The organism is Rhizobium sp. 01N424 (assembly GCF_056399485.1).
In genome coordinates, this window is record NZ_JBFTRK010000003.1 from 311395 (window position 1) to 335879 (window position 24485).

A 24485-nucleotide genomic window follows, 5' to 3' on the forward strand; every position below is an offset into this window, starting at 1 on the left:
TCCGCCCCATCGCAATCAACGATCAGGTTTCATGGCTCCCTTTCTACGCATCCTCGGCATCGAAACAAGCTGCGACGAGACCGCGGCTGCGGTGGTCGAACGCGATGCGGAAGGCCGCTCGAATGTGCTTTCCGACGTTGTGCTCAGTCAGCTTGACGAGCATAGCGCCTATGGTGGCGTGGTTCCCGAGATCGCGGCGCGCGCTCATGTCGAAGCGCTGGACACGCTGATCGAAGAGGCGCTGCAGCGTGCCAATGTGTCGCTGGCGGATGTCGATGCCATTGCTGCGACGTCGGGTCCGGGGCTTATCGGCGGGCTTCTGGTTGGGCTGATGACCGGCAAGGCAATCGCACGGGCGGCGGGAAAGCCGCTCTATGCCGTCAACCATCTCGAGGGGCATGCGCTGACGGCGCGGCTGACCGATGGGCTTTCCTTCCCCTATCTGATGCTGCTCGTTTCCGGCGGCCACACGCAGCTCATCCTGGTGCGCGGCATCGGCCAATACGAGCGCTGGGGCACGACGATCGACGACGCGCTCGGCGAAGCCTTCGACAAGACGGCGAAGCTCTTGGGGTTGCCCTATCCTGGCGGTCCCGAAGTGGAGAAGGCGGCGAAATCGGGCAATCCCGATCGCTTTTCCTTCCCACGCCCGCTGGTCGGCGAGGCCCGCCTCGACTTTTCCTTTTCCGGCCTGAAGACCGCGGTTCGCCAGGCGGCAACCGAGATTGCACCTGTCTCGACGCAGGATATTGCCGATATCTGCGCTTCCTTCCAGAAAGCGATTTCGCGCACGCTGAAGGACAGGATCGGGCGTGGCCTCCAGCGCTTCAAGACCGAGTTTCCCGATATCGACGGACAGCCAGCGCTGGTGGTTGCCGGTGGTGTCGCGGCCAATCAGGACGTTCGCGGCACGCTCCAGGCGCTCTGCGGCACGCATGGCTTCCGCTTCATCGCGCCGCCGCTCCGGCTTTGCACCGATAATGCCGTGATGATCGCCTGGGCCGGACTGGAGCGCATGGCGATCGGCGTGGCGCCTGATGATCTCGACGTCCAGCCGCGGTCGCGCTGGCCGCTCGATTCCAATGCCGAGGCATTGGTCAATTACGGAAAACGCGGAGCCAAGGCATGAGCGAGCGGATTGCTGTCATCGGTGCCGGTGCGTTCGGAACCGCGCTTGCCGCGGTCATCGCGCTCACTGGCCGCAGCGCCGTGACGCTTGTCGGCCGGGATCCGGCACTGATGGCCGATCTGGCGGCCGAGCGGCTGCACGATGCGGCACTGCCGGGAATTGCGCTGCCGGAAGCACTGGAATTTTCCGCAGAAGCTGATGCCATCCGCGATGCGTCGATCGTCCTCTTCGCCATGCCCTCGCAAGCGCAGGCCGATGCAGCGCGCCAGTATGGTCCTTATCTGGCTAAGGATGCTGTCGTCGTCACCTGCGCCAAGGGCATCGAACGCGCGACCGGTGCGTTGCTGACCGACATGCTGGAACGGGAGCTTCCGGCTCATCGTGTCGCCGTGCTCTCTGGTCCCGGTTTTGCGGCCGACATCGCCAAGGGCCTGCCGACGGCGATGGCGATCGCGGCTGCGGATATGGACGTTGCCGAGCGGCTGGCGCAGGCGATCTCAGGCCGCACCTTCCGACTTTATGCATCCGACGACCGCACCGGCGTCCAGCTCGGGGGGGCGCTGAAGAATGTTCTCGCCATTGCCTGCGGCATCGTCGAGGGCCGCGGTATCGGCGATTCCGCCCGCGCGGCGCTGATTGCCCGCGGTCTTGCGGAAATGTCGCGGCTGGTTGCGGCCAAGGGCGGACAGGCGGGCACGGTTCGCGGCCTCTCGGGGCTCGGCGATCTGGTTTTGACGGCCACCAGCCATCAATCGCGCAATCTGCGCTTCGGCATCGCGCTCGGGCGCGGCGAACAGGCCGATCCAGCGTATGGACAGCTGGTCGAGGGCGCTTTCGCCGCTGCCGTTGCCGCGCGGCTGGCCGGCGAGCTTGGCGTTGACATGCCGATCACCGACGCCGTCTCGGCGATCATCGAGGGCAAGCTCGGGATTGCCGAGGCCATCGAACAATTGATGACACGTCCGATCACCACCGAATAGGAGACTGACATGCTTTTCGCCCTTCTTTGCAAGGACAAGCCAGGCCATCTGAACGTGCGCATGGAAACGCGTCCTGTTCATGTCGAGTATCTGAACAAGCTGAATGCCGAAGGCAAGCTGGCGATTGCCGGTCCGTTTCTCGATGCTGATGGCAAGCCGAATGGCAGCCTGGTCATCGTCAAGGCCGACAGCCTGGAAGCCGCCAAGGCGCTTGGCGAAGCAGACCCCTACGCCAAGGCTGGTCTGTTCGAGAGTGTCGAGGTGAAGCCCTATAACTGGGTCTTCAACAATCCGGAGGCTTGAGATGGCGCACTGGCTTTACAAGTCCGAGCCGGCCGCCTGGTCCTGGGAGCAGCAAAAGGCTGCCGGGGAGAAGGGGACGGAGTGGACGGGTGTCCGCAACTACCTCGCCCGCAACAACATGCGCGCCATGCAGATCGGCGACAAGGGCTTCTTCTACCATTCCAATGACGGGCTGGAGATTGTCGGAATCGTCGAGGTCTGCGCTCTCTCGCATCCGGATTCCTCGGCCAAGGGCGATCCCAAATGGGATTGCGTCGATATCCGCGCAGTCATGGATGTGCCGAAGCCGGTGACGCTGAAGGATGTGAAGGCGAGCGAGAAGCTGTCGAAGATGTCGCTGGTGACGTCCATGCGCCTGTCCGTGCAGCCGGTGACCGACGAAGAATGGCTCGAAGTCTGCCGCATGGGCGGTCTCGACAACCCGCCGCGTTGACCGCTCTTGAAGACCGATCCGGAAATCTTCATCCGCGCCAATACCAGCCTCATGGCGCCGCCGCATGTGCCGGAGATCCGGCTGCATCTGGCGAGCGAGGCTCATGAGCTATGGTTGAAGACAGAAGAGGAGCTTGCGGAGATCGGTCTGCCGCCGCCGTTCTGGGCGTTCGCCTGGGCCGGCGGGCAGGGGCTGGCGCGCTATATTCTCGACCATCCTGATACGGTCAGCGGCGCGCAGGTGCTTGATTTCGCAACCGGCTCGGGCCTCGTCGCGATCGCCGCGAAGATGGCGGGAGCGGCTGGCGTCACCGCCGCCGATATCGATCCCTGGGCTCGGACTGCCGTGCGACTTAATGCGGCGGCAAACCAGGTCGCGATCGGCTTCGAAGGCTCGGACCTTGTTGGCTCTGACGTTGCTGCGGATATCGTGCTCGCAGGCGACGTGTTTTACGATCGCGGATTTGCCGATGCGTTGCTGCCGTGGTTTGGGCGGCTGGCGACAGAGGGCAAGACGGTGCTGGTCGGCGATCCCGGCCGCGCCTATCTGCCGAAAGACCGGCTGGAATTCTGCGCCGTCTACGAAGTTCCGGTCACCCGGGCGCTCGAGGATAGCGAAATCAAGAAGACGACGGTCTGGCGCTTCAGGGCCTGATCACGCAGACATTCGCCTCGTATTCGCAAGGGTCATCCTGGATCGCGACATCGATCACTTTGGCCTTCGGCGCGAGGGTGGCGGTTCTGGGTGCCGCATAGATCGCGTAGCCACTGGCGCCGATATAGGTGCCGCCATCGACGTCATAGGCATAAGAACCAGCATAGGTGCCGTTGTGGGCCGGACCGTTGTTCACCGGTGCGGCGGCGTTGCTGCCCTGAACGGTGTAGCCGTTGTAGACAGGCGAGAACTGTCGCAATCTGACAAAGCGGTTGTGGCCGTGACGGCGGTCGCGATCGCCGAACCATTGCTGTCCGCCCGCAAAATGGATCATGCCGCGACCGTGGTGCGGATAGCGTTCGCCGGCGGCGGCAGGCAGCGCCATCAGGGCGCCGAGCATGAGCGGAATGACTTTCGAAAAACGCGTGACCATCGGCCGTCTTCCTCGCAAAATGCGATCGTTAACAAATCGTTAACGGCAGCTTGCTTCAAAACTTCCCGTATGTCCACTTGAGCGATGAAAAATCAGGATAAAATCTGAGTACCGGAAGCCAGTTTTGCTTTGCAGCAACTTCCCGGTAACGCGAATCGATTAAATTAAAAGCGGACGGCGATTGTGCTTGTCGTCCGGGGCTTCGGTGATTAAACGTCGCCATTGATGCAACGCACACAGACAATTTTGTCATTCCTGTGATTGCCTCGATATGCTCCGTATTCCGGAAGCGCAGAGAAGACGCCGCGAGGTTCTGATGGCGAATGTGACAAATAACCGGCCCTTGTCGCCGCATTTGCAAATTTACAAACCAATCCCCACCATGATCATGTCGATCGTCCACCGCATTACCGGTGGCGCTCTCTATGTCGGCACGCTGCTGATCGCCTGGTGGCTGATCGCGGCTGCGACGGGACAGTCGAATTACGACTGGGCCAACTGGGTGCTCGGCAGCATCATCGGCAAGCTCGTGCTGCTCGGTTACACCTGGGCGCTGATCCATCACATGCTCGGCGGTTTCCGCCACTTCATGTGGGATCTCGGCCATGGTTTCGGGAAAGAATTCTCGACCAAGCTCGCCATCGCCAATCTGATCGGATCGCTCTGTCTGACCGTGCTGGTCTGGGTGATCGGCTTCGTCATTCGTTAAAGGTCGCTCTCATGGATATGCGTACCCCGCTCGGTAAGGTCCGTGGCCTCGGCTCCGCCAAGGAAGGCACCGATCATTTCTGGCGCCAGCGCCTCACCGCGGTCGCCAACGTGCCGCTGTTTCTGTTCTTCATCATCTTCATGCTGGTTCATGCCGGCCAGCCCTATGCGGACGTGGTTCACGCGCTGTCGAACCCGTTCGTTGCCGTCATCATGGGTCTGATGATCATCTCGGGCGTCATTCACATGAAGCTCGGCATGCAGGTCATCATCGAGGATTATGTTCACACCGAATGGCTGAAGATCGTCAGCCTGATGCTGAACACCTTCTTCTCGATCCTCATCGCCGGCCTCTGTCTTTTCGCCATTCTGAAAATTGCATTCGTAGGATAACCGTATCATGGCACCCTCTTCACCCGCTCAGAATGGGAAGGCCTACAAGTACGTCGATCACTCTTATGATGTGATCGTCGTCGGTGCCGGCGGCGCCGGTCTTCGCGCCACGCTCGGCATGGCCGAACAAGGTTTCCGCACCGCCTGCATCACCAAAGTATTCCCGACCCGCTCGCACACGGTCGCGGCGCAGGGTGGCATCGCCGCCTCGCTGCAGAACATGACGCCTGATAGCTGGCAGTGGCACCTCTACGACACCGTCAAGGGCTCCGACTGGCTCGGCGACGTCGACGCCATGCAGTATCTGACCATGGAAGCGCCGAAGGCGGTCTATGAGCTCGAGCATTACGGCGTGCCGTTCTCGCGCAACGAGGAAGGCAAGATCTACCAGCGCCCGTTCGGCGGCCACATGCAGAATTTCGGTGAGGGCCCGCCGGTGCAGCGCACCTGCGCCGTTGCCGACCGTACCGGCCACGCCATCCTGCACACGCTCTATGGCCAGTCGCTGCGCAACAATGCTGAATTCTTCATCGAGTATTTCGCGCTCGACCTGATCATGTCCGAGGATGGCAGCCGCTGCACCGGCGTTGTCGCCTGGAACCTCGATGACGGCACGATCCATCGTTTTGCCGCCAAGATGGTGGTTCTGGCGACCGGCGGTTATGGCCGCGCATACTTCTCGGCAACGTCCGCCCATACCTGCACCGGCGACGGTGGCGGCATGGCGATCCGCGCCGGCCTGCCGATGCAGGACATGGAATTCGTGCAGTTCCACCCGACCGGCATCTACGGTTCGGGCTGTCTGATCACCGAAGGCGCACGCGGCGAAGGCGGTTACCTCGTGAATTCCGAGGGCGAACGCTTCATGGAACGCTACGCTCCTTCGGCGAAGGATCTTGCCTCGCGCGACGTCGTCTCGCGCTGCATGACGCTGGAAATTCGCGAAGGCCGCGGCGTCGGCAAGGCCAAGGACCATATCTTCCTGCATCTCGACCATCTCGATCCGGCGGTTCTTCACGAGCGTCTGCCGGGCATTTCCGAGAGCGCCAAGATCTTCGCCGGTGTCGATGTGACGCGCGAGCCGATCCCGGTTCTGCCGACTGTTCACTACAATATGGGCGGCATTCCGACCAATTATTGGGGCGAAGTGCTGAACGCCGACTCGAGCAATCCGGAGCGCGTCATCCCCGGCCTGATGGCCGTCGGTGAAGCCGGCTGCGCCTCGGTGCACGGCGCCAACCGTCTCGGTTCCAACTCGCTGATCGACCTCGTGGTCTTCGGCCGTGCCGCGGCGATCCGCGCAGGCGAGGTCATCGACCGCGCATCGCCGGTTCCGCATCTGAACGTTGCTGCCTGCGACAAGATCATGGATCGCTTCGACACGCTGCGGAACGCCAGCGGCGGCACGCCGACGGCCGTTCTGCGCGAAAAGATGCAGCGTGCTATGCAGGAAGATGCGGCCGTGTTCCGTACGCAGGAATCGCTGGAATCCGGCTGCCAGCGCATTTCAGCGATCTGGGGCGAGATGAAGGATATCAAGGTCACCGACCGCTCGATGATCTGGAACTCTGACCTCGTCGAGACCCTGGAGCTGCAGAACCTGATGGCCAACGCCATCACGACGATCTACGGCGCCGAAGCCCGCAAGGAGAGCCGCGGCTCGCATGCGCGCGAAGATTACACCGAAGGCGCATTCGCCGGCCGCGACGATGTCAACTGGCGCAAGCACACGCTTGCCTGGGTCAACGACGCAGGCGACGTCAAGCTCGACTACCGCCCGGTTCACACCGAGCTGATCGCAGAGGGCATCGATCCCAAGAAGATCGCGCCCAAGGCTCGTGTGTACTAAGAGGAACCGGATATGGTAGAACTCGCTCTCCCCAAGAACTCTCAGATGCGCGAAGGCAAGGTGTGGCCGAAGCCTGCCGGTGCCAAGAATACCCGCGAATTCCGCGTCTATCGCTGGAGCCCGGATGATGGCCAGACGCCTTCGATCGATACATTCTATATCGATATCGACGATTGCGGTCCGATGGTTCTCGACGGTCTGCTCTACATCAAGAACAAGATCGACCCGACGCTGACGCTGCGCCGCTCCTGCCGCGAAGGCATCTGCGGTTCCTGCGCGATGAATATCGACGGCACGAATACGCTGGCCTGCACCAAGGGTCTCGACGATATCAAGGGCACGGTGAAGATCTATCCGCTGCCGCACATGCCTGTCGTCAAGGACCTGGTTCCCGACCTTTCCAACTTCTATGCCCAGCACCGCTCGATCGAGCCCTGGCTGAAGACGGTGTCACCGACGCCGGCAAAGGAATGGAAGCAGAGCCACGAGGACCGCCAGAAACTCGATGGCCTCTACGAGTGCATTCTCTGCGCCTGCTGCTCGACCTCCTGTCCGAGCTACTGGTGGAACGGCGACCGTTATCTCGGTCCGGCTGTTCTGCTGCAGGCCTATCGCTGGCTGATCGATTCCAGAGACGAAGCGACGGGCGAGCGCCTCGACAACCTCGAGGACCCCTTCCGCCTCTACCGCTGCCACACGATCATGAACTGCGCGCAGACGTGCCCGAAGGGTCTGAACCCTGCCAAGGCAATTGCCGAGATCAAGAAGATGATGGTCGAGCGCCGGGTCTGATCGGCATCGCTTTTCGAACGGCGCCTTCGGGCGCCGTTTCACTCTCCGGGCAAGGCTGGAAAGTGCTTGAGAATTTGCCCTGATCACCGTGCTGACAAATTCTCCCTTCAGAAGTGCGGCCGCACGGCTTGAATTGCCTTCGTTCCGGCACAGATGCTGTCACGGGCAATTTACGGGTGTGCTCACTTGATTAACCAAAGTGAAATACGTTAATTCGAAAATTAGTCTGATGACTACTTTTGATGCGGCAAGGCGGATATTCGGGAGCCTCAAGATGCAGTTGCGATATGCGATGACAGGTGTGGCGGTTGTTCTGTCACTCGCTGGCTGCCAGCGTACGGCCTATGACAATGCGAGCTACAGCAGCCAGCCGGCGCCGCTGACCGCGCAGCCTGTACCGTCGGTGCAGGGCGGGCAGCTGCCTCCTCCGGGAGGCGCTTTGCAGTTCCCCGCGGCACCGACCGCGGCCCCGGCAGCTCCGGCAGCACCGGGCGCCATGGCTGCAAACGCTCTCGATGTTACCAAGGAATCGATGGTTGGCAGCTGGCGCGTTAACGGCGGCTGCGACATGTTCCTGACGCTGACCAATCTCGGCAGCGGTTCGCGTGGCGGCACGCGCGGTTGCACGGGCGAGCTGACGGCGATGGGCTCCTGGGAAGTTTCCGGCAAGCAGGTTCTGCTCAAGGACCGCAGCGGCAACCAGATCGGCAGTGTCTACAAGACGGCTGACAACAGCTTCTCCGGCCAGACCAATGGCGGCCAGCCGATCACTCTCAGCCGGTAATCGCGCCGGCGGCGCGTCCGCCGGTCACGCATAGGCGGACCAGCCCTCATGCAGCCAATGCCAGACTACGCCCTGAGCGTCAGCGAACAATTGAAGTCGCTGACGGCCTCGGGTTCTCTTCAGATCGATACAGCGCAGATGGATGTTGCCAAAAGCCTCGACAGGGTTCTGTCGCAGCTGAAGCAACGCCGTCCTGCCGCCAAATCGAGTGCGCTCGGCTGGCTGTTCGCTTCCAAGAAGAAATCCGAGCCCGGGATCAAGGGTCTTTACATCCACGGCAGCGTCGGCCGCGGCAAGACGATGCTGATGGACATGTTCTTCGGCATGGCGCCCTGCAAGAAGAAGCGGCGGGCGCATTTTCACGAATTCATGGCTGATGTGCACAACCGCATCGCCGCGCATCGCCAGAAGCTCAAGGACGGCGAGACCAAGCAGGCCGATCCGATGCCGCCGGTCGCTGCCTCGCTCTATGAGGAAGCGGAGCTTCTCTGCTTCGACGAGTTCACCGTCACCGATATCGCCGATGCGATGATCTTGTCGCGGCTCTTCTCGGAGCTGTTCGCCAAGGGATGCGTGCTGATCGCAACCTCGAATGTCGAGCCCGACAATCTTTACAGGGATGGTCTCAATCGCGGGCTTTTCCTGCCCTTCGTTGAGCTTCTGAAGAAGAATGTCGATGTCGTCACGCTGGATTCGCCGACCGACTACCGGATGGAGAAGCTGAACAGCCAGCCGGTCTATCTGACGCCGATCGATGCGCGCACCGATATGGCCATGGATGCGTCGTGGACGCAGATGCTGCATGGGCGCAAGGCGCAGCCGGTGGAGATCCCGATGAAGGGGCGCTCGATCCATGTGCCGCTCGCCGTCGACCGGATGGCGCGCTTTAGCTTTGCAGATCTCTGCGACAAACCGCTCGGCGCTGCCGATTTCCTGGCGATCGCAGGCCGCTTCGATACCATTTTCGTCGATCGCATTCCGATCCTGACGGCGGACAAGCGAAATCAGGCCAAACGCTTCATCATTCTCGTCGATACCCTATATGACCATGGCGTGCGCCTGCATGCCTCGGCGGCGGCCATGCCGGAACAGTTGCTCGCCGAGCGGCGCGGCACCGAGGGCTTCGAGTTCGATCGTACCGCGTCGCGTCTCTTCGAGATGCGCAGCGCCGAGTATCTTGCGCTGCATCATCAAAAGACCGCCGCCGAGTAACAATTTGGTGACAAATTTATTTACGTTTACGTAAGAATTTTGGCATCTAAACGATTGAAAATGCTACACCAAAAATAACAGATTGCCATTTTTTGGCTTTGGGTCTATGCGATTGCGGCATTGGACGACGCCGCGGCGCGCCGCCCGACCGATTATATTCGCAAAGGAAAAGCGAAATGGCGCGTAATAAGATCGCACTCATTGGTTCTGGCATGATTGGTGGCACGCTGGCGCATCTCGCCGGTCTCAAGGAACTCGGCGATATCGTTCTGTTCGACATTGCCGACGGTATCCCGCAGGGCAAGGGCCTCGATATTTCCCAGTCGTCCCCGGTCGAAGGCTTCGACGTCAACCTGACCGGTGCCAGCGATTACTCCGCGATCGAAGGTGCTGATGTCTGCATCGTCACCGCAGGCGTTGCCCGCAAGCCGGGCATGAGCCGCGACGATCTTCTCGGTATCAACCTCAAGGTCATGGAGCAGGTCGGCGCCGGCATCAAGAAGTATGCCCCGAACGCTTTCGTCATCTGCATCACCAACCCGCTCGACGCGRTGGTCTGGGCCCTGCAGAAGTTCTCCGGCCTCCCGGCCAATAAGGTCGTCGGCATGGCCGGCGTTCTGGACAGCTCGCGCTTCCGTCTGTTCCTCTCGAAGGAATTCAACGTTTCCGTTCAGGACGTCACCGCCTTCGTTCTCGGCGGCCATGGCGACACGATGGTACCGCTTGCCCGCTACTCGACCGTCGGCGGCATTCCGCTCACCGACCTCGTCACCATGGGTTGGGTCACGAAGGAACGCCTCGAAGAAATCATCCAGCGCACCCGTGATGGCGGCGCAGAAATCGTCGGCCTGCTGAAGACCGGTTCCGCCTATTACGCTCCGGCCGCTTCGGCGATCGAGATGGCTGAATCCTACCTCAAGGACAAGAAGCGCGTTCTGCCTTGCGCAGCACAGCTGACCGGCCAGTACGGTGTCAAGGACATGTATGTCGGCGTTCCCACGGTCATCGGTGCCGGTGGCGTCGAGCGCGTCATCGAGATCGACCTGAACAAGGCCGAAAAGGAAGCCTTCGACAAGTCGGTCGCCGCTGTCGCCGGTCTTTGCGAAGCCTGCATCAACATTGCGCCTGCGCTGAAGTAATTCCCGCGCACCCCCACGCAATTCAAACAGGAACAGATCCATGAATATTCATGAATACCAGGCCAAGGCTCTCTTGAAGGGCTATGGCGCGCCGGTCGCAAGTGGCGTGCCGATCCTCAAGGTCGAGGAAGCCGAGGCGGCTGCCAAGTCGCTTCCGGGCCCGCTCTACGTCGTCAAGAGCCAGATCCATGCTGGCGGCCGCGGCAAGGGCAAGTTCAAGGAACTCGGCCCCGATGCCAAGGGCGGCGTTCGTCTCGCCAAGTCGATCGAAGAGGTCGTCGCTCACGCCAAGGAAATGCTCGGCAACACACTGGTAACGGCGCAGACGGGCGAAGCCGGCAAGCAGGTCAACCGTCTCTACATCGAAGACGGCGCAGACATTGCCCGCGAACTCTATTGCTCGCTGCTCGTTGACCGCTCCGTCGGTCAGGTTGCCTTCGTCGTTTCGACCGAAGGCGGCATGGACATCGAAGCCGTTGCCCACGACACGCCTGAGAAGATCCACACGATCGCCATCAACCCGGAAGCCGGTGTAACGGCTGCCGATGTTGCCGCGATCGCCACGGCTCTGGAGCTCGACGGCGCTGCGGCCGAAGATGCCAAGTCGTTGTTCCCCGCGCTCTACAAGGCGTTCAACGAAAAGGACATGGCGCTCCTCGAGGTCAACCCGCTGATCGTCATGAAGGACGGCCACCTGCGCGTTCTCGACGCCAAGATGTCCTTCGACGGCAACGCGCTGTTCCGCCATGACGACGTCAAGGCGCTGCGCGACGAGACGGAAGAAGACGCCAAGGAAATCGAAGCCTCCAAGTGGGACCTCGCCTATGTTGCCCTCGACGGCAATATCGGCTGCATGGTCAATGGTGCCGGTCTCGCCATGGCGACGATGGACATCATCAAGCTTTACGGCAAAGAGCCGGCAAACTTCTGCGACGTCGGCGGTGGCGCCGGCAAGGAGAAGGTCGCGGCTGCGTTCAAGATCATCACTGCCGACCCCAAGGTCGAAGGCATTCTCGTCAACATCTTCGGCGGCATCATGAAGTGCGATGTCATCGCTGAAGGCGTCGTCGCTGCCGTGCAGGAAGTCGGCCTGAAGGTTCCGCTCGTCGTTCGCCTCGAAGGCACCAATGTCGAGCTCGGCAAGAAGATCCTCAACGAATCCGGTCTCGCGATCACGGCTGCTGACGATCTTGACGATGCGGCCAAGAAGATCGTCGCGGCGATCAACGCCTAATTTGAGGACCTATACATGTCTATTCTCGTCAACAAGAATACCAAGGTTCTCGTTCAGGGCCTGACCGGCAAGACCGGCACCTTCCACACCGAACAGGCGCTTGCCTACTACGGCACGCAGATGGTCGGCGGTATCCACCCGAAAAAGGGTGGCGAAACCTGGACCGGCTCGAAGGGCGAAAGCCTGCCGATCTTTGCTTCGGTTGCCGAAGCCAAGGAACGCACCGGCGCTGACGCATCGGTCATCTACGTTCCGCCGGCAGGCGCAGCAGACGCGATCATCGAGGCGATCGACGCCGAGATCCCGTTCATCACCTGCATCACCGAAGGCATCCCGGTCATGGACATGGTCCGTGTCAAGGCTCGCCTCGACAAGTCCAAGTCGCGCCTGCTCGGCCCGAACTGCCCGGGCATCCTGACGCCGGAAGAATGCAAGATCGGCATCATGCCGGGCTCGATCTTCCGCAAGGGTTCGGTCGGTATCGTCTCGCGTTCCGGCACGCTCACCTATGAAGCCGTCTTCCAGACGTCGAACGAAGGCCTCGGCCAGACCACGGCTGTCGGCATCGGCGGCGACCCGGTCAAGGGCACCGAGTTCATCGACGTGCTCGAGATGTTCCTGGCCGATCCGGCGACGACCTCGATCATCATGATCGGCGAAATCGGCGGCGCTGCTGAAGAAGATGCAGCGCAGTTCCTGATCGACGAAGCCAAGAAGGGCCGCAAGAAGCCGATGGCAGGCTTTATCGCCGGCCGTACCGCTCCGAAGGGCCGCACCATGGGCCACGCCGGCGCAGTCGTTTCCGGCGGCAAGGGCGATGCGGAATCGAAGATCGCTGCGATGGAAGCAGCCGGCATCAAGGTGTCGCCTTCCCCGGCTCGCCTCGGCAAAACGCTGGTTGAAGTCCTCAAGGGCTGAACCGACATATAGACCCGGGCGGCGGATCGCATCTGCCGCCGCCGCCCGGCTGACTTTCGAATGCAGATGTGCCGCGGACAGGCGGTAAATTGGAAATGCGGCAGCCGGCGAGATGGCCGGCAAATTCATCTTAGTCAGGAGGCGGGCAGAAGCGCCCGCGTAACACCATGGCACGGCAAGAAGCCAACGAGCAGTTTCAGATCACTTCGTTTCTGGATGGCGCCAACGCTGCCTATATCGAGCAGCTCTACGCCCGTTATGAAGAAGATCCGTCGTCGGTCGACGAACAGTGGCAGGCCTTTTTCAAGGCGCTGGACGATGATCCGAGCGACGTGAAGAAGGCAGCCAAGGGTGCATCCTGGCGCAAGAAGCACTGGCCGATCCCGGCCGGCGGCGATCTCGTCTCGGCGCTCGACGGTGACTGGGGCATCGTCGAGAAGGTCATCGAGACCAAGGTCAAGGCGAAGGCCGAAGCATCCGGCAAGCCGAGCGACGGCGCTGATATCATCCAGGCGACGCGCGACTCCGTCCGCGCCATCATGATGATCCGTGCCTACCGCATGCGCGGCCATCTGCACGCCAAGCTCGATCCGCTCGGCATTGCTGCACCGGTCGAAGACTATCACGAGCTTTCGCCCGAGAATTACGGCTTCACCGCCGCTGACTACGACCGCAAGATCTTCATCGACAATGTTCTCGGCCTCGAATACGCGACTTTGCGCGAGATGATCGAGATCCTCGAGCGCACCTATTGCTCGACGCTCGGCGTCGAGTTCATGCATATCTCGAACCCGGAAGAAAAGTCCTGGATCCAGGAGCGCATCGAAGGTCCGGACAAGGGTGTGGCTTTCACCCCCGAGGGCAAGAAGGCGATCCTGCAAAAGGTCATCGAAGCCGAAGGCTACGAGCAGTTCCTCGACGTCAAGTTCAAGGGCACCAAGCGTTTCGGTCTCGACGGCGGTGAATCACTGATCCCGGCACTCGAGCAGATCCTGAAGCGCGGCGGTAATCTCGGCCTCAAGGAAGCCGTGTTCGGCATGGCCCACCGCGGCCGCCTGAACGTGCTCTCCCAGGTCATGGGCAAGCCGCACCGCGCCATCTTCCACGAGTTCAAGGGCGGTTCTTACGCACCTGACGAAGTCGAAGGTTCGGGCGACGTGAAGTACCATCTCGGTGCTTCCTCCGACCGCGAATTCGACGGCAACAAGGTCCACGTTTCGCTGACGGCAAACCCGTCGCATCTCGAAATCGTCGACCCCGTCGTCATGGGCAAGGCCCGCGCCAAGCAGGATATGGGCGCCACCGTCTGGGACGGCGACACCATTCCGTTGACCGAGCGTGCCAAGGTTCTGCCGCTGCTGATCCATGGTGACGCGGCCTTCGCCGGCCAGGGCGTCATTGCCGAAATCCTCGGCCTGTCCGGCCTGCGCGGTCACCGCGTTGCCGGTACGATGCACGTCATCATCAACAACCAGATCGGCTTCACCACGAACCCGGCCTTCTCGCGTTCATCGCCCTATCCGTCCGACGTCGCCAAGATGATCGAAGCGCCGATCCTGCACGTCAACGGCGACGATCCGGAAGCGGTTGTCTACGCAGCCAAGATCGCCATGGAATTTCGCATGAAGTTCCACAAGCCTGTCGTCCTCGACATGTTCTGCTACCGCCGCTACGGCCACAACGAAGGTGACGAGCCGTCCTTCACGCAGCCGAAGATGTACAAGGTCATCCGCGGTCACAAGACCGTGCTGCAGATCTATGCCGAGCGTCTCGTCGGCGAAGGCCTTCTGACCGAAGGCGAAGTCGAGAAGATGAAGGCCGACTGGCGCGCCCATCTCGAGCAGGAGTTCGAGGCCGGCCAGAGCTACAAGCCGAACAAGGCCGACTGGCTTGACGGTGAGTGGTCGGGCCTGCGCACGGCTGACAATGCCGACGAGCAGCGCCGCGGCAAGACCGCCGTTCCGATGAAGCAGCTGAAGGAAATCGGCCGCAAGCTGGCTGAAATTCCTGAGGGCTTCCATGCGCACCGGACGATCCAGCGCTTCATGGAAAACCGCGCCAACATGGTCCAGTCGGGTGAAAACATCGACTGGGCGATGGCCGAAGCGCTGGCTTTCGGTTCGCTGGTGACGGAAGGTCACAAGATCCGCCTCTCCGGTCAGGATTGCGAACGCGGTACGTTCTCGCAGCGCCACTCGGTTCTCTACGATCAGGAAACGGAAGAGCGCTATATCCCGCTCGCCAACCTGTCGCCGACCCAGGCACGTTACGAAGTCATCAACTCGATGCTTTCGGAAGAGGCGGTCCTCGGCTTCGAATATGGTTATTCGCTGGCCCGTCCGAATGCGCTGACCCTCTGGGAAGCCCAGTTCGGCGACTTCGCCAACGGTGCGCAGGTCGTCTTCGACCAGTTCATCTCGTCTGGCGAACGCAAGTGGCTGCGCATGTCCGGTCTCGTCTGCCTTCTGCCGCATGGCTATGAAGGTCAGGGTCCGGAGCACTCCTCGGCTCGCCTGGAGCGCTTCCTTCAGCTTTGCGCCGAAGACAATATGCAGGTCGCCAACGTCACGACGCCGTCCAACTACTTCCACATCCTTCGCCGTCAGCTGAAGCGCGACTTCCGCAAACCGCTCGTGCTGATGACGCCGAAGTCGCTGCTGCGCCACAAGCGCGCGGTTTCGACGCTGGCCGAAATGGCGGGTGAATCCTCCTTCCACCGTCTCCTCTGGGACGATGCCGAAGTCATCAAGGACGGCCCGATCAAGCTGCAGAAGGATGCCAAGATCCGCCGCGTCGTGCTCTGCACCGGCAAGGTCTATTACGACCTGCTCGAAGAGCGCGAAAAGCGTGGCATCGACGATGTCTACCTGCTGCGCGTCGAACAGCTCTATCCGTTCCCGGCCAAGGCGCTCATCAACGAGCTTAGCCGCTTCCGGAACGCCGAGATGGTCTGGTGCCAGGAAGAGCCGAAGAACATGGGTGCATGGTCGTTCATCGACCCGTATCTGGAATGGGTTCTCGCCCATATCGATGCGAAGTATCAGCGCGTCCGCTACACGGGCCGCCCGGCCGCCGCTTCGCCGGCAACGGGCCTGATGTCCAAGCACCTGTCGCAGCTCGCCGCATTCCTTGAGGATGCGTTGGGCGGCTGATCCAACGAACGAACAACGATCGAAACAAACTGATCAACGGAAACCAAAATCATGGCCACAGAAATCCGCGTTCCAACTCTCGGTGAATCCGTCAGCGAGGCGACAGTCGGCACCTGGTTCAAGAAGGTCGGCGACGCCATCAAGGCGGACGAGCCGATCCTCGAGCTTGAAACCGACAAGGTGACCATAGAAGTCCCGGCGCCTGCCTCCGGCACGCTGTCCGAAATCGTTGCCCAGGCCGGCGAGACCGTCGGCCTCGGCGCGCTGCTCGGCCAGATCGCCGCAGGTGCAGCTGCCGCTGCCCCGGCTGCTGCTCCCGCCGCCGCCGCACCGGCTAAGGTTGCCGAGCCGGTTGCTGCCGCAGCCCCGGCTGCCGCTGCCGCACCATCCTCCATGCCGCCGGCACCGGCTGCTGCCAAGATGCTTGCTGAAAACAACATCGCTGCCGAGCAGGTCGATGGTTCCGGCAAGCGCGGCCAGGTTCTGAAGGGCGATGTGATCGCTGCCGTCGCCAAGGGCATTTCCGCTCCGGCTGCTGCTGCACCGGCCGCCGCTCCGGTGGCTGCACGTGCTCCGTCGACCGTTCAGGATGCCGGCCGCGAAGAGCGCGTGAAGATGACGCGTCTGCGCCAGACGATTGCCAAACGCCTCAAGGATGCCCAGAACACGGCTGCGATGCTGACCACCTATAACGAGGTGGACATGAAGGCCGTCATGGACCTGCGCGCCAAGTACAAGGACGTCTTCGAAAAGAAGCATGGCGTGAAGCTCGGCTTCATGGGCTTCTTCACCAAGGCCGTGACCCACGCGCTGAAGGAACTCCCGGCCGTCAACGCCGAGATCGACGGCACCGACATCATCTACAAGAACTTCTGCCACGTCGGCATGGCTGTCGGCACGGACAAGGGTCTTGTCGTTCCGGTCATCCGTGACGCTGACCAGATGTCGATTGCCGAAATCGAAAAGGACCTCGGCCGTCTTGCCAAGGCTGCCCGCGATGGTTCGCTGTCGATGGCTGACATGCAGGGTGGCACATTCACGATCACCAACGGTGGCGTCTACGGTTCGCTGATGTCTTCGCCGATCCTGAATGCGCCGCAGTCGGGTATCCTCGGCATGCACAAGATCCAGGACCGTCCCGTGGTCGTCGGCGGCCAGATCGTCATCCGTCCGATGATGTATCTCGCGCTCTCCTACGATCACCGTATCGTTGACGGCAAGGAAGCAGTCACCTTCCTCGTTCGCGTCAAGGAAAGCCTGGAAGATCCGGAACGTCTGGTTCTCGATCTCTAAGCGGAGCAAATCCGATGCGGAACCGGATCAGGCAGGCGGCATTCGCGCTCTTGGGCGCAGCCGCAGTGCATCTTCCGGTTCCGGCTTTCGCTGCCGCCTGGGATATCGCCAAGGCGAGCAGCAATTTCGATCTGGTTTCGCTGGATGACGCCGCACTTGCCGAACGCAAGATCGCCGTCGTCAAGATGGGCGACGTGCAGCTGACGTCGGGCCACATCATTGCCGCCGATCCTCTGGCGCAGCCCGACCGCCCGGCCTTCATCCGGACAGTCCCTCCCGGCAACTACCCCGTAACCCTCTACCAAGCCTTCGGCCGCGTCGCTGCGGCCAGCATGCGCTTCGGCGAAGGCAAGCCTGCGCGCTGGGAGATGGCGGCGATCCCCGGCCAGGATCCGGCGGCGCTGAAGGACGACGAGATCCTCGGCTATCCTGTCGATGCGGGTCTTGGTTCCTACATGGATGCCGATACGCTGAAGCTTCTTGAGGAGCGGGCGGAAGCGGAACAGGCGGCAAAGCCGGACGAAGATGTGAATTACTACGACGTCATCGCCCCTGAGCTGAATGCCAATGGCGGCCGCTTTGCGCTTCATTCGCCTGTCGCAGGCAAGCCCGGCAATGTGGCGATCTTCTGGAGCGGCTGGGGTGATGGTTTTTATCCGGTCTTCTGGGGTCTCGCCGAAGACGGTCATCCGCTGGTGATGTTGACGGACTTCTATGTGATCGAAAATTCCGATGGGCGGAAGGAGCCGGTGGCGCAATGAGCAAGAGATCGAGCCTTGCAGCACTCGTTGCAGCGTCTGTCCTGATCCTGCCCGGCTTTGCTGCGGCGGCAGATTGCCCGCTGTCGAACGCCGTCTATGCGGATCGTGACGGCACCTATCAGCTGAAATTCTCGCCGCTGAATTCCGATGCGGCTGCTGCCAGCAATCAATTCAAGATGACGGTGAAGGACAGCAAGGCAGTGCTTGACGGCTATGTCATGCCTTCCGAAGACCCGGCCCGGACGATCGGCATGGTGATGTTCAATTGCCCTGAAGGCGATGCGACAGGGGCCGATCTCGACGCCTGCACCATCTGGCAGGGTCCGGTCTATGGCGTCGACGACAAGGGTGCAATTGACAACCTTCCCGGCGAAAAGTCGAATGCCGTTGCCAGCATCGTGCTGCCTGCGATTGGTCCGGCGCTGCGCGACTCATCGATCCTCGGCGAGGGCAAGCAGGCCGTCGCGCCCTGGGACGTGTTTTCGTTCAAGGAGTGCGTGAAGTGAGCGATGCTCCCGTTCTTCTCGTCACCGGCGGAAGCCGCGGCATCGGCGCTGCGGTCTGCAGGCTCGCGGCGAGCCAGGGATGGCGCGTTGCCGTCAACTACGCTTCCAATGCGGCAGCTGCCGAAAGCGTTGTCGGCGAGATCAAAAGCAAGGGCGGCGATGCCATCGCCATCCAGGGTGACGTTGGCAATGCAGCCGATATCGCCGCGATGTTTCAGGCCGTTGACCGGCATTTCGGCCGTCTCGATGGCATGGTCAACAATGCCGGCATCGTCGATCAGCCGCAGCGCGTCGATGAGATGAGCGTCGAGCGCATCGAACGCATGATGCGTATCAACATCACCGGTTCCATCCTGTGCGCTGCGGAAGCGGTGCGCCGGATGTCGACCCGCCATGGCGGCAAGGGTGGCTCGATCGTCAATATTTCGTCGATGGCGGTGATCATTGGCTCGCCGTCGCAATATGTCGACTACGCCGCGTCGAAGGCAGCGATCGATACGTTCACCATCGGCCTAGCGCGCGAAGTTGCGACCGAGGGCGTCCGGGTCAACGCCATCAGGCCCGGTATCATCGATACCGATATCCATGCATCCGGCGGTCTGCCCGACCGCGCCCGGGACATGGCCTCTTCCATCCCGATGCAGCGTCCGGGAACGGCCGCGGAAGTCGCGGATGCCGTGCTTTATCTCCTGTCTTCGAATTCATCCTATGTGACCGGCGCCATCATGAATGTGAGCGGCGGGCGATAGGCTTCCATTTCCTGACCAACGAACGAATAAAAGGAAAAGAACAATGGCTTACGATGTGATCGTTATCGGAACCGGCCCTGGCGGTTATGTCGCGGCAATCAAGGCGGCTCAGCTCGGCCTGAAGGTTGCGGTCGTCGAAAAGCGCGCGACCTATGGCGGCACTTGCCTGAATGTCGGCTGCATCCCCTCCAAGGCGCTGCTGCACGCCTCCGAGATGTTCCATCAGGCCGCCCACGGCATGGACGCGCTCGGCATCGAGGTTGCCGCGCCGAAGCTCAATCTTGAGAAGATGCTGGCGCACAAGGATGCGACGGTGAAGTCGAATGTCGATGGCGTCGCCTTCCTGTTCAAGAAGAACAAGATCGATGCCTTCCAGGGCACCGGCAAGATTGTGTCGGCCGGCAAGGTTTCCGTCACCGCCGAAGACGGCAAGGTGCAGGAACTCGAAGGCAAGAACATCGTCATCGCCACCGGCTCCGACGTCGCCGGCATTCCGGGCGTGAAGGTCGATATCGACGAGAAGATCATCGTCTCCTCGACGGGTGCGATCGCGCTTGAGAAGGTTCCGGAGACCATGATCGTCGTCGGCGGCGGTGTCATCGGCCTCGAGCTCGGCTCGGTCTGGTCGCGTCTCGGCGCAAAGGTCACCGTCATTGAATATCTCGACAAGATCCTGGGCGCGATGGACGGCGACGTTTCCAAGCAGTTCCAGCGCATGCTCGGCAAGCAGGGCATCGAGATCAATCTCAGCGCCAAGGTTACCGGCGTCGAGAAGGGTGGCAAGGGCGCGAAGGTCACGTTCGAGCCGGTCAAGGGTGGCGATGCGCAGACCGTTGAAGCCGACGTGGTGCTGATCTCGACCGGCCGCATTCCCTACACGGCCGGACTCGGCCTCGAAGAAGCCGGCGTCAAGCTCGACAACCGCGGCCGCGTCGAAATCGACGGCCACTTCAAGACCAATGTCGACGGCATCTACGCGATCGGCGACGTGGTGAAGGGTCCGATGCTGGCGCACAAAGCTGAAGACGAGGGCGTTGCACTCGCCGAAATCCTCGCTGGCCAGCACGGCCATGTGAACTACGATGTTATTCCGAGCGTCGTCTACACCCAGCCGGAAGTGGCTTCCGTCGGCAAGACCGAGGAAGAGCTGAAGGCCGCAGGCATCGCCTACAAGACCGGCAAGTTCCCGTTCACCGCCAACGGCCGCGCCCGCGCGATGCTGGCGACCGACGGCTTCGTGAAGATCCTGTCCGACAAGGAAACCGACCGCGTCCTCGGCGGCCATATCGTCGGCTTCGGCGCCGGCGAAATGATCCACGAGATCGCCGTTCTGATGGAATTCGGCGGCTCTGCCGAAGACCTCGGCCGCACCTGCCATGCGCATCCAACCATGTCGGAAGCTGTGAAGGAAGCGGCTCTGGCGGCGTTCTTCAAGCCGATCCATATGTAAGATTGGTGACTGGTTAGCACGAAGCCGCGGTCTGAAAGGGCCGCGGCTTTTTTGTTCGCGCGACCCATAAACTCCCTCATCCCTGTGCTTGTCACAGGAATCTAGCCACCGCGCGTCTGCGCGGTGAAAGGACTCTCTTCGGCCCAAGGACTTGGGCCGCCTGGATCCCTGTGACAAGCACAGGGATGAGGGAGTTTGTGGGTCGCGCGAAGACCTAGGTCTTCAATTCACCGCAGTAACCGTAAAGCCCTGCTTACGCAGCAGCTCAATCACGCCCTGATCGCCCGGCAGGTGCAGGGCGCCGACGGCCATGAAGACGTTGCCGTTGGCGAGGATTGGTGCGGCGCGGTCGGCCATCACCTTGTTGCGGTCGAGGATGATGCGCTGTTCGAAGGCGGCGTAGTCGCCGTCGCCACCCTCTTCGGGGGAGACGGTCTTCAGCATCGGAATGGTCATGCCGACGTCGCCCGAGAGATAGAGGTCGGTCATGGTTTCGACGACGTCGTTCATCTTCGGGCCGAGTTCCAGCGTTTCGATCAGCGATTTCAGGTGGAATTCCATCGGCAGCTCGGCCATCGCCTGCAGCTGTTCGGCAAGGGTTTCGAGGCCCTTGACCTGCTTGCCCTGCTTGATGGCGTCGGCGGCAATCTTCTGGTCGAGAAACTGCACGCCCTTGGCCTTGCGGGCAATTTCGCAGGCGGGGAGCGCCACAGCGCTGGCGATCATCCACGGGCGCATGCGCGAGACGGCTGAAAGCGGAATGCCGCGCTGCTTCAGGCCGGCGTCGAGGCGGGCATAGTCTTCGGGCGACAGAAGCTTGTCGATCGTGGTGCCATCGGTGAACATGGTGAGATCAGGGCGAGCGAGGAGGGCGGCGGCGGCCTTCTTCTCGTCGAGGATTTCGTCGGATTCGATGACGATCGTATCGGCGCTGTCATGCGCTGCCTGGGCGTAGGCAGGAAGGCTCAGCACGCGGGGATCGGTGACGTGCATGCTGCCGAGCAGCCAGGAGGGCTTCAGGCCCGGCTTCTCGATCTTCCAGAAGATGCCCTTGCCGTTCGGAACGGCGTCGGCTTCCTTCACGACTTCGGCGTAGCGGGCGGGGTCACTTTGCTTCAGCTCGGCCATCAGGTCCTTGCCGGAGCAGCTGTCATCGGCGGCGGCGGGCGAAACAGAGAAGAGAACGGCGAGCAGCGCTGCGGCCAGCAGCATGTGGAAGGCCGCAATCAGCCAGAGCAGGATATTGCCCGGCTGCGCGATCTGAAGTCTGCGGTGGCCGATGGAAATCGTCATGATTGGTGGTTCCGCTCGCGGTGCTTGATCAGTCTCATGCTCTACGCCGCCTTCGCGCATATTCCTTTAAGGGAATGCGTTAACGAATGATTACGCCCTTGGATGGGCGCGATCATAAACTTCGAGCAACCGGGCCGAATCGACGCCGGTATAGACCTGGGTGGTGGAAAGGCTGGCGTGGCCGAGAAGCTCCTGGATGGTGCGCAGATCGCCGCCGCCTGCCAAGAGATGTGTCGCGAAGGAGTGACGCAGCGCATGCGGCGTTGCCGTCTCCGGCAGGCCGAAGGCGCTGCGCATCGTCTGCATCGTGCGCTGGATGATCGCCGGCTGCAGCTTGCCGCCGCGGGCGCCGCGGAAGAGAGGTTCGGTTGCCTCAAGATGAAACGGGCAAAGCGCGCGGTATCTACCGATCGCCTCCCCGACGATGGCAAGCAGGGGGACCAGGCGTGTCTTGTTGCCTTTACCGGTGATGCGCAGTGACGTTGCGCCGGCGTGGAAATCTCCAGGTGTCAGATCGAGCGCTTCGGAGATGCGCAGGCCGCAGCCGTAAAGCAGTGTCATGACCGCGGCGTCGCGGGCGGCAATCCAGGGCTCGTCATGCATCTGCGCCTCGTTGCTGACGACGGTGACGGCCTGACGGTCGGAAAGCGGTTTCGGCAGCGATTTCGGCTGTTTGGGTGAGCGCACCGCGCTGGCACCGGCAGCGTTCACCAGGCCCTTCTTTTCGAGATAGCGAAGCAGCGAGCGCAGGCCGGCGAGATTGCGGCCGAGCGAGCGGGCGCCCGATCCTACCTTGCGGCGGGCGGCCAGGAAGGCGCGGAAATCGGCAGGGCGCAACGCCTCGATATCCTTCAGCGTCGTGGGGCCACCGAGATGGCCGGTGAGGAAGGTCAGAAACTGGCGGCTGTCGCGTTCGTATGCGTCGAGCGTATGAGCCGAAAGGCGGCGTTCGCCCGCGAGGCTCATAAGCCAGGCGCTGCGTTCGGCCATCAGCCGCGGATCGGCAATAATCAGAAGTTCGTTCACGGCGGCGGCCTTGATTTTGGTGTTCGCTGCCGATCTTGACCGAGGGACATTATGGAATTGCTAAGATCGGCCAAGCCAGGCTGGAGCCGCGTCCCACCCATTCTTTTTGGTGCTGCTTTGCGCTAAAGCGGTGTCATGCGCCTTCGCTCGATGTTTGCCCAGAATTACCGTTCGCTGCGTTCGATCCGCATGGATCTGGCGGATACGACGCTGTTCCTTGGCGAAAACGGTGCGGGTAAATCCAATCTCTACCGTGCGCTGCAGCTGGTACAGGCGGCGGTGCGGGGACGATTGGCACACGAGCTTGCGGCGGAAGGGGGCATGCTCTCAGTACTCTGGTCGGGGACGCGGCGCAAATCCGAGGGGCCGGCGCGCATCCGGCTCGAAGTCGAGATCGTCGATGAGGAGCGGGCGATCACGTTCCGCTACCATGTCGAAGCCGGGCTCCGGCCTCCGAGCGCTGCCGCGGGATTTGCGCTTGAGCCACAGGTGAAGGCCGAGGAGCTTTCGGTCGAGACCGGGCGCCGGGCGGTGGTGATGATGAAACGTGATGGTCCGGCGATTTCGGTGCGCGGCGGCGACGGCCGGATGGAGAACTATCCGGATGAAGCGCTGACCTCGGAAACGGCGATCGCGCTGCTCGGTGACGCCGGGCATTTTCCGGAGGTCGCGGCCTTCCGGCGGATTGTTAGCAACTGGCGCTTTTTCCATGGCTTCCGCACCGATCGGGCGTCGCCTCTGCGTCATCCCTGCCTCGCCGTCACCGGTCCGATGCTGGATGAGGACGGTGCCAATCTGGCCGCTGTGTTCGCAACGCTTGTCCATACAAGGCAGGATACGGTGGAACTCGACCGTATTCTGGCATCTGCGCTCGGTGGGGCGAAGCTCGTTGTTCCCAATCCGGGAGAGACGGCAGAGTTCGGGCTTATTCTGCCCGATTTTCCGCATCGGGTGTTTCAGCCCCGCGAGCTGTCGGATGGACAAATTCGTTTTCTCGGTCTTGCGGCTGCACTTCTTTCCTATCGCCTGCCGCCATTGATCGCGCTCAACGAACCCGAGGCGAGCCTGCATCCCGATATGCTATTGCCGCTTGCCGACATGATTGCCGAGGCTTCGAAGAGCAGTCAGGTCTGGATTGTGACGCATTCCGAAAAGCTGGCGGAAGCGGTGCGTGAGCGATGCGGCGTTCGTCCGCGCAAGGTGATCCGTGAGAACGGCGCCACCTGGATCGAAGGCATGCGGCTGACGGGCACGATTGCTGGTGACGATGACGAAGACGACTAGCCGTTTTCAG

24 protein-coding genes are annotated in these 24485 nt (G+C 61.7%); 21 read left to right on the forward strand and 3 right to left on the reverse strand.

The window, feature by feature from the left end; all coding sequences use genetic code 11:
• Nucleotides 1-31 precede the first annotated feature (31 nt).
• Genes tsaD through AC1DNK_RS12005 form a run of 5 tightly spaced genes read left to right on the forward strand, consistent with a single transcriptional unit; the run spans nt 32 to nt 3499 of the window.
• On the forward strand, nt 32-1129 hold the full coding sequence (gene tsaD / locus AC1DNK_RS11985) for a tRNA (adenosine(37)-N6)-threonylcarbamoyltransferase complex transferase subunit TsaD (RefSeq protein ID WP_477941249.1): 1098 nt from the start codon (nt 32-34) through the stop codon (nt 1127-1129).
• The gene (locus AC1DNK_RS11990) at nt 1126-2109 is read left to right on the forward strand and encodes an NAD(P)H-dependent glycerol-3-phosphate dehydrogenase (protein ID WP_477941252.1); all 984 of its coding nucleotides are present in this window, start codon (nt 1126-1128) and stop codon (nt 2107-2109) included. The genes tsaD and AC1DNK_RS11990 overlap by 4 nt, the downstream gene beginning before the upstream one ends.
• Nucleotides 2110-2118: 9 nt before the next feature.
• Nucleotides 2119-2412 (forward strand): YciI-like protein, encoded by a 294-nt coding sequence (locus AC1DNK_RS11995; RefSeq protein WP_112517751.1) that lies wholly within the window; start codon nt 2119-2121, stop codon nt 2410-2412.
• 1 nt (nt 2413) lies between these two features.
• Complete coding sequence (locus tag AC1DNK_RS12000; RefSeq protein ID WP_112385787.1) at nt 2414-2845, forward strand: EVE domain-containing protein; 432 nt, start codon at nt 2414-2416, stop codon at nt 2843-2845.
• A gap of 6 nt (nt 2846-2851) precedes the next feature.
• On the forward strand, nt 2852-3499 hold the full coding sequence (locus tag AC1DNK_RS12005; protein WP_477941254.1) for a class I SAM-dependent methyltransferase: 648 nt from the start codon (nt 2852-2854) through the stop codon (nt 3497-3499).
• On the opposite strand, the gene AC1DNK_RS12010 is transcribed toward AC1DNK_RS12005, so the two are convergent.
• Entirely contained in the window at nt 3489-3932 is a 444-nt protein-coding gene (locus tag AC1DNK_RS12010) for a hypothetical protein (RefSeq protein ID WP_477941255.1), read from the reverse strand. The genes AC1DNK_RS12005 and AC1DNK_RS12010 overlap by 11 nt on opposite strands.
• 316 nt (nt 3933-4248) lie before the next feature.
• Here AC1DNK_RS12010 and sdhC point away from each other — a divergent pair, with 316 nt between their 5' ends.
• The 15 genes from sdhC (at nt 4249) to lpdA (ending at nt 20872) form a co-directional block, all read left to right on the forward strand.
• On the forward strand, nt 4249-4641 hold the full coding sequence (gene sdhC, locus AC1DNK_RS12015; RefSeq protein ID WP_112517952.1) for a succinate dehydrogenase, cytochrome b556 subunit: 393 nt from the start codon (nt 4249-4251) through the stop codon (nt 4639-4641).
• An 11-nt stretch (nt 4642-4652) separates the two neighbouring features.
• Complete coding sequence (gene sdhD, locus AC1DNK_RS12020; protein WP_310296297.1) at nt 4653-5033, forward strand: succinate dehydrogenase, hydrophobic membrane anchor protein; 381 nt, start codon at nt 4653-4655, stop codon at nt 5031-5033.
• A 7-nt stretch (nt 5034-5040) separates the two neighbouring features.
• On the forward strand, nt 5041-6882 hold the full coding sequence (gene sdhA / locus AC1DNK_RS12025; protein WP_477941258.1) for a succinate dehydrogenase flavoprotein subunit: 1842 nt from the start codon (nt 5041-5043) through the stop codon (nt 6880-6882).
• A 12-nt stretch (nt 6883-6894) separates the two neighbouring features.
• Nucleotides 6895-7674 carry a succinate dehydrogenase iron-sulfur subunit gene (locus AC1DNK_RS12030; protein WP_112517747.1) on the forward strand — a complete coding sequence of 260 codons (780 nt, stop codon included), beginning with the start codon at nt 6895-6897 and terminating at the stop codon, nt 7672-7674.
• 274 nt (nt 7675-7948) lie between these two features.
• Nucleotides 7949-8458: a protease inhibitor Inh/omp19 family protein gene (locus tag AC1DNK_RS12035; RefSeq protein ID WP_477941260.1), complete on the forward strand. Its 510-nt coding sequence runs from the start codon at nt 7949-7951 to the stop codon at nt 8456-8458.
• Between the two features lie 48 nt (nt 8459-8506).
• Entirely contained in the window at nt 8507-9670 is a 1164-nt protein-coding gene (gene zapE, locus AC1DNK_RS12040) for a cell division protein ZapE (RefSeq protein WP_477941262.1), read from the forward strand.
• Between the two features lie 176 nt (nt 9671-9846).
• Nucleotides 9847-10809: a malate dehydrogenase gene (gene mdh / locus AC1DNK_RS12045; RefSeq protein WP_477941264.1), complete on the forward strand. Its 963-nt coding sequence runs from the start codon at nt 9847-9849 to the stop codon at nt 10807-10809.
• Between the two features lie 40 nt (nt 10810-10849).
• On the forward strand, nt 10850-12043 hold the full coding sequence (gene sucC, locus AC1DNK_RS12050) for an ADP-forming succinate--CoA ligase subunit beta (RefSeq protein WP_477941266.1): 1194 nt from the start codon (nt 10850-10852) through the stop codon (nt 12041-12043).
• Nucleotides 12044-12058: 15 nt separating this feature from the next.
• Entirely contained in the window at nt 12059-12961 is a 903-nt protein-coding gene (sucD, locus tag AC1DNK_RS12055) for a succinate--CoA ligase subunit alpha (protein WP_112385776.1), read from the forward strand.
• Nucleotides 12962-13128: 167 nt separating this feature from the next.
• On the forward strand, nt 13129-16113 hold the full coding sequence (locus AC1DNK_RS12060) for a 2-oxoglutarate dehydrogenase E1 component (protein WP_112444581.1): 2985 nt from the start codon (nt 13129-13131) through the stop codon (nt 16111-16113).
• Between the two features lie 51 nt (nt 16114-16164).
• Nucleotides 16165-17406: a 2-oxoglutarate dehydrogenase complex dihydrolipoyllysine-residue succinyltransferase gene (gene odhB, locus AC1DNK_RS12065; RefSeq protein ID WP_112517745.1), complete on the forward strand. Its 1242-nt coding sequence runs from the start codon at nt 16165-16167 to the stop codon at nt 17404-17406.
• A 14-nt stretch (nt 17407-17420) separates the two neighbouring features.
• Nucleotides 17421-18167, forward strand: coding sequence for a DUF4241 domain-containing protein (locus tag AC1DNK_RS12070; RefSeq protein ID WP_477941269.1), 747 nt, complete (start codon nt 17421-17423; stop codon nt 18165-18167).
• Nucleotides 18164-18673 (forward strand): hypothetical protein, encoded by a 510-nt coding sequence (locus AC1DNK_RS12075; RefSeq protein WP_112517743.1) that lies wholly within the window; start codon nt 18164-18166, stop codon nt 18671-18673. The genes AC1DNK_RS12070 and AC1DNK_RS12075 overlap by 4 nt, the downstream gene beginning before the upstream one ends.
• Nucleotides 18670-19422 carry an SDR family oxidoreductase gene (locus AC1DNK_RS12080; RefSeq protein ID WP_477941272.1) on the forward strand — a complete coding sequence of 251 codons (753 nt, stop codon included), beginning with the start codon at nt 18670-18672 and terminating at the stop codon, nt 19420-19422. Before AC1DNK_RS12075 ends, AC1DNK_RS12080 begins: the two co-directional genes overlap by 4 nt.
• 43 nt (nt 19423-19465) lie before the next feature.
• Nucleotides 19466-20872: a dihydrolipoyl dehydrogenase gene (lpdA, locus tag AC1DNK_RS12085; protein ID WP_477941275.1), complete on the forward strand. Its 1407-nt coding sequence runs from the start codon at nt 19466-19468 to the stop codon at nt 20870-20872.
• A 222-nt stretch (nt 20873-21094) separates the two neighbouring features.
• Here the strand turns inward: lpdA and AC1DNK_RS12090 are convergent, their stop codons facing one another.
• Complete coding sequence (locus AC1DNK_RS12090) at nt 21095-22165, reverse strand: TraB/GumN family protein (RefSeq protein ID WP_477941277.1); 1071 nt, start codon at nt 22163-22165, stop codon at nt 21095-21097.
• 90 nt (nt 22166-22255) lie between these two features.
• Nucleotides 22256-23191, reverse strand: a complete 936-nt coding sequence (locus AC1DNK_RS12095) for a tyrosine recombinase XerC (protein ID WP_477941279.1) — start codon at nt 23189-23191, stop codon at nt 22256-22258.
• 135 nt (nt 23192-23326) lie between these two features.
• Between AC1DNK_RS12095 and AC1DNK_RS12100 the strand changes: the two genes are divergently transcribed.
• On the forward strand, nt 23327-24475 hold the full coding sequence (locus AC1DNK_RS12100; RefSeq protein ID WP_477941281.1) for an AAA family ATPase: 1149 nt from the start codon (nt 23327-23329) through the stop codon (nt 24473-24475).
• Nucleotides 24476-24485: the final 10 nt, after the last annotated feature.

Coding starts and splice junctions, on each gene's coding strand:
- sdhC (WP_112517952.1), top strand. CDS start 4,249: ATGGCGAATGTGACAAATAACCGGCCCTTGTCGCCGCATTTGCAAATT.
- AC1DNK_RS12000 (WP_112385787.1), top strand. CDS start 2,414: ATGGCGCACTGGCTTTACAAGTCCGAGCCGGCCGCCTGGTCCTGGGAG.
- odhB (WP_112517745.1), top strand. CDS start 16,165: ATGGCCACAGAAATCCGCGTTCCAACTCTCGGTGAATCCGTCAGCGAG.
- AC1DNK_RS12030 (WP_112517747.1), top strand. CDS start 6,895: ATGGTAGAACTCGCTCTCCCCAAGAACTCTCAGATGCGCGAAGGCAAG.
- sucD (WP_112385776.1), top strand. CDS start 12,059: ATGTCTATTCTCGTCAACAAGAATACCAAGGTTCTCGTTCAGGGCCTG.
- zapE (WP_477941262.1), top strand. CDS start 8,507: ATGCAGCCAATGCCAGACTACGCCCTGAGCGTCAGCGAACAATTGAAG.
- AC1DNK_RS11990 (WP_477941252.1), top strand. CDS start 1,126: ATGAGCGAGCGGATTGCTGTCATCGGTGCCGGTGCGTTCGGAACCGCG.
- AC1DNK_RS12070 (WP_477941269.1), top strand. CDS start 17,421: ATGCGGAACCGGATCAGGCAGGCGGCATTCGCGCTCTTGGGCGCAGCC.
- sdhD (WP_310296297.1), top strand. CDS start 4,653: ATGGATATGCGTACCCCGCTCGGTAAGGTCCGTGGCCTCGGCTCCGCC.
- AC1DNK_RS12075 (WP_112517743.1), top strand. CDS start 18,164: ATGAGCAAGAGATCGAGCCTTGCAGCACTCGTTGCAGCGTCTGTCCTG.
- AC1DNK_RS12010 (WP_477941255.1), bottom strand. CDS start 3,932: ATGGTCACGCGTTTTTCGAAAGTCATTCCGCTCATGCTCGGCGCCCTG.
- tsaD (WP_477941249.1), top strand. CDS start 32: ATGGCTCCCTTTCTACGCATCCTCGGCATCGAAACAAGCTGCGACGAG.
- AC1DNK_RS12100 (WP_477941281.1), top strand. CDS start 23,327: ATGCGCCTTCGCTCGATGTTTGCCCAGAATTACCGTTCGCTGCGTTCG.
- AC1DNK_RS11995 (WP_112517751.1), top strand. CDS start 2,119: ATGCTTTTCGCCCTTCTTTGCAAGGACAAGCCAGGCCATCTGAACGTG.
- sucC (WP_477941266.1), top strand. CDS start 10,850: ATGAATATTCATGAATACCAGGCCAAGGCTCTCTTGAAGGGCTATGGC.
- AC1DNK_RS12060 (WP_112444581.1), top strand. CDS start 13,129: ATGGCACGGCAAGAAGCCAACGAGCAGTTTCAGATCACTTCGTTTCTG.
- sdhA (WP_477941258.1), top strand. CDS start 5,041: ATGGCACCCTCTTCACCCGCTCAGAATGGGAAGGCCTACAAGTACGTC.
- AC1DNK_RS12035 (WP_477941260.1), top strand. CDS start 7,949: ATGCAGTTGCGATATGCGATGACAGGTGTGGCGGTTGTTCTGTCACTC.
- lpdA (WP_477941275.1), top strand. CDS start 19,466: ATGGCTTACGATGTGATCGTTATCGGAACCGGCCCTGGCGGTTATGTC.
- AC1DNK_RS12090 (WP_477941277.1), bottom strand. CDS start 22,165: ATGACGATTTCCATCGGCCACCGCAGACTTCAGATCGCGCAGCCGGGC.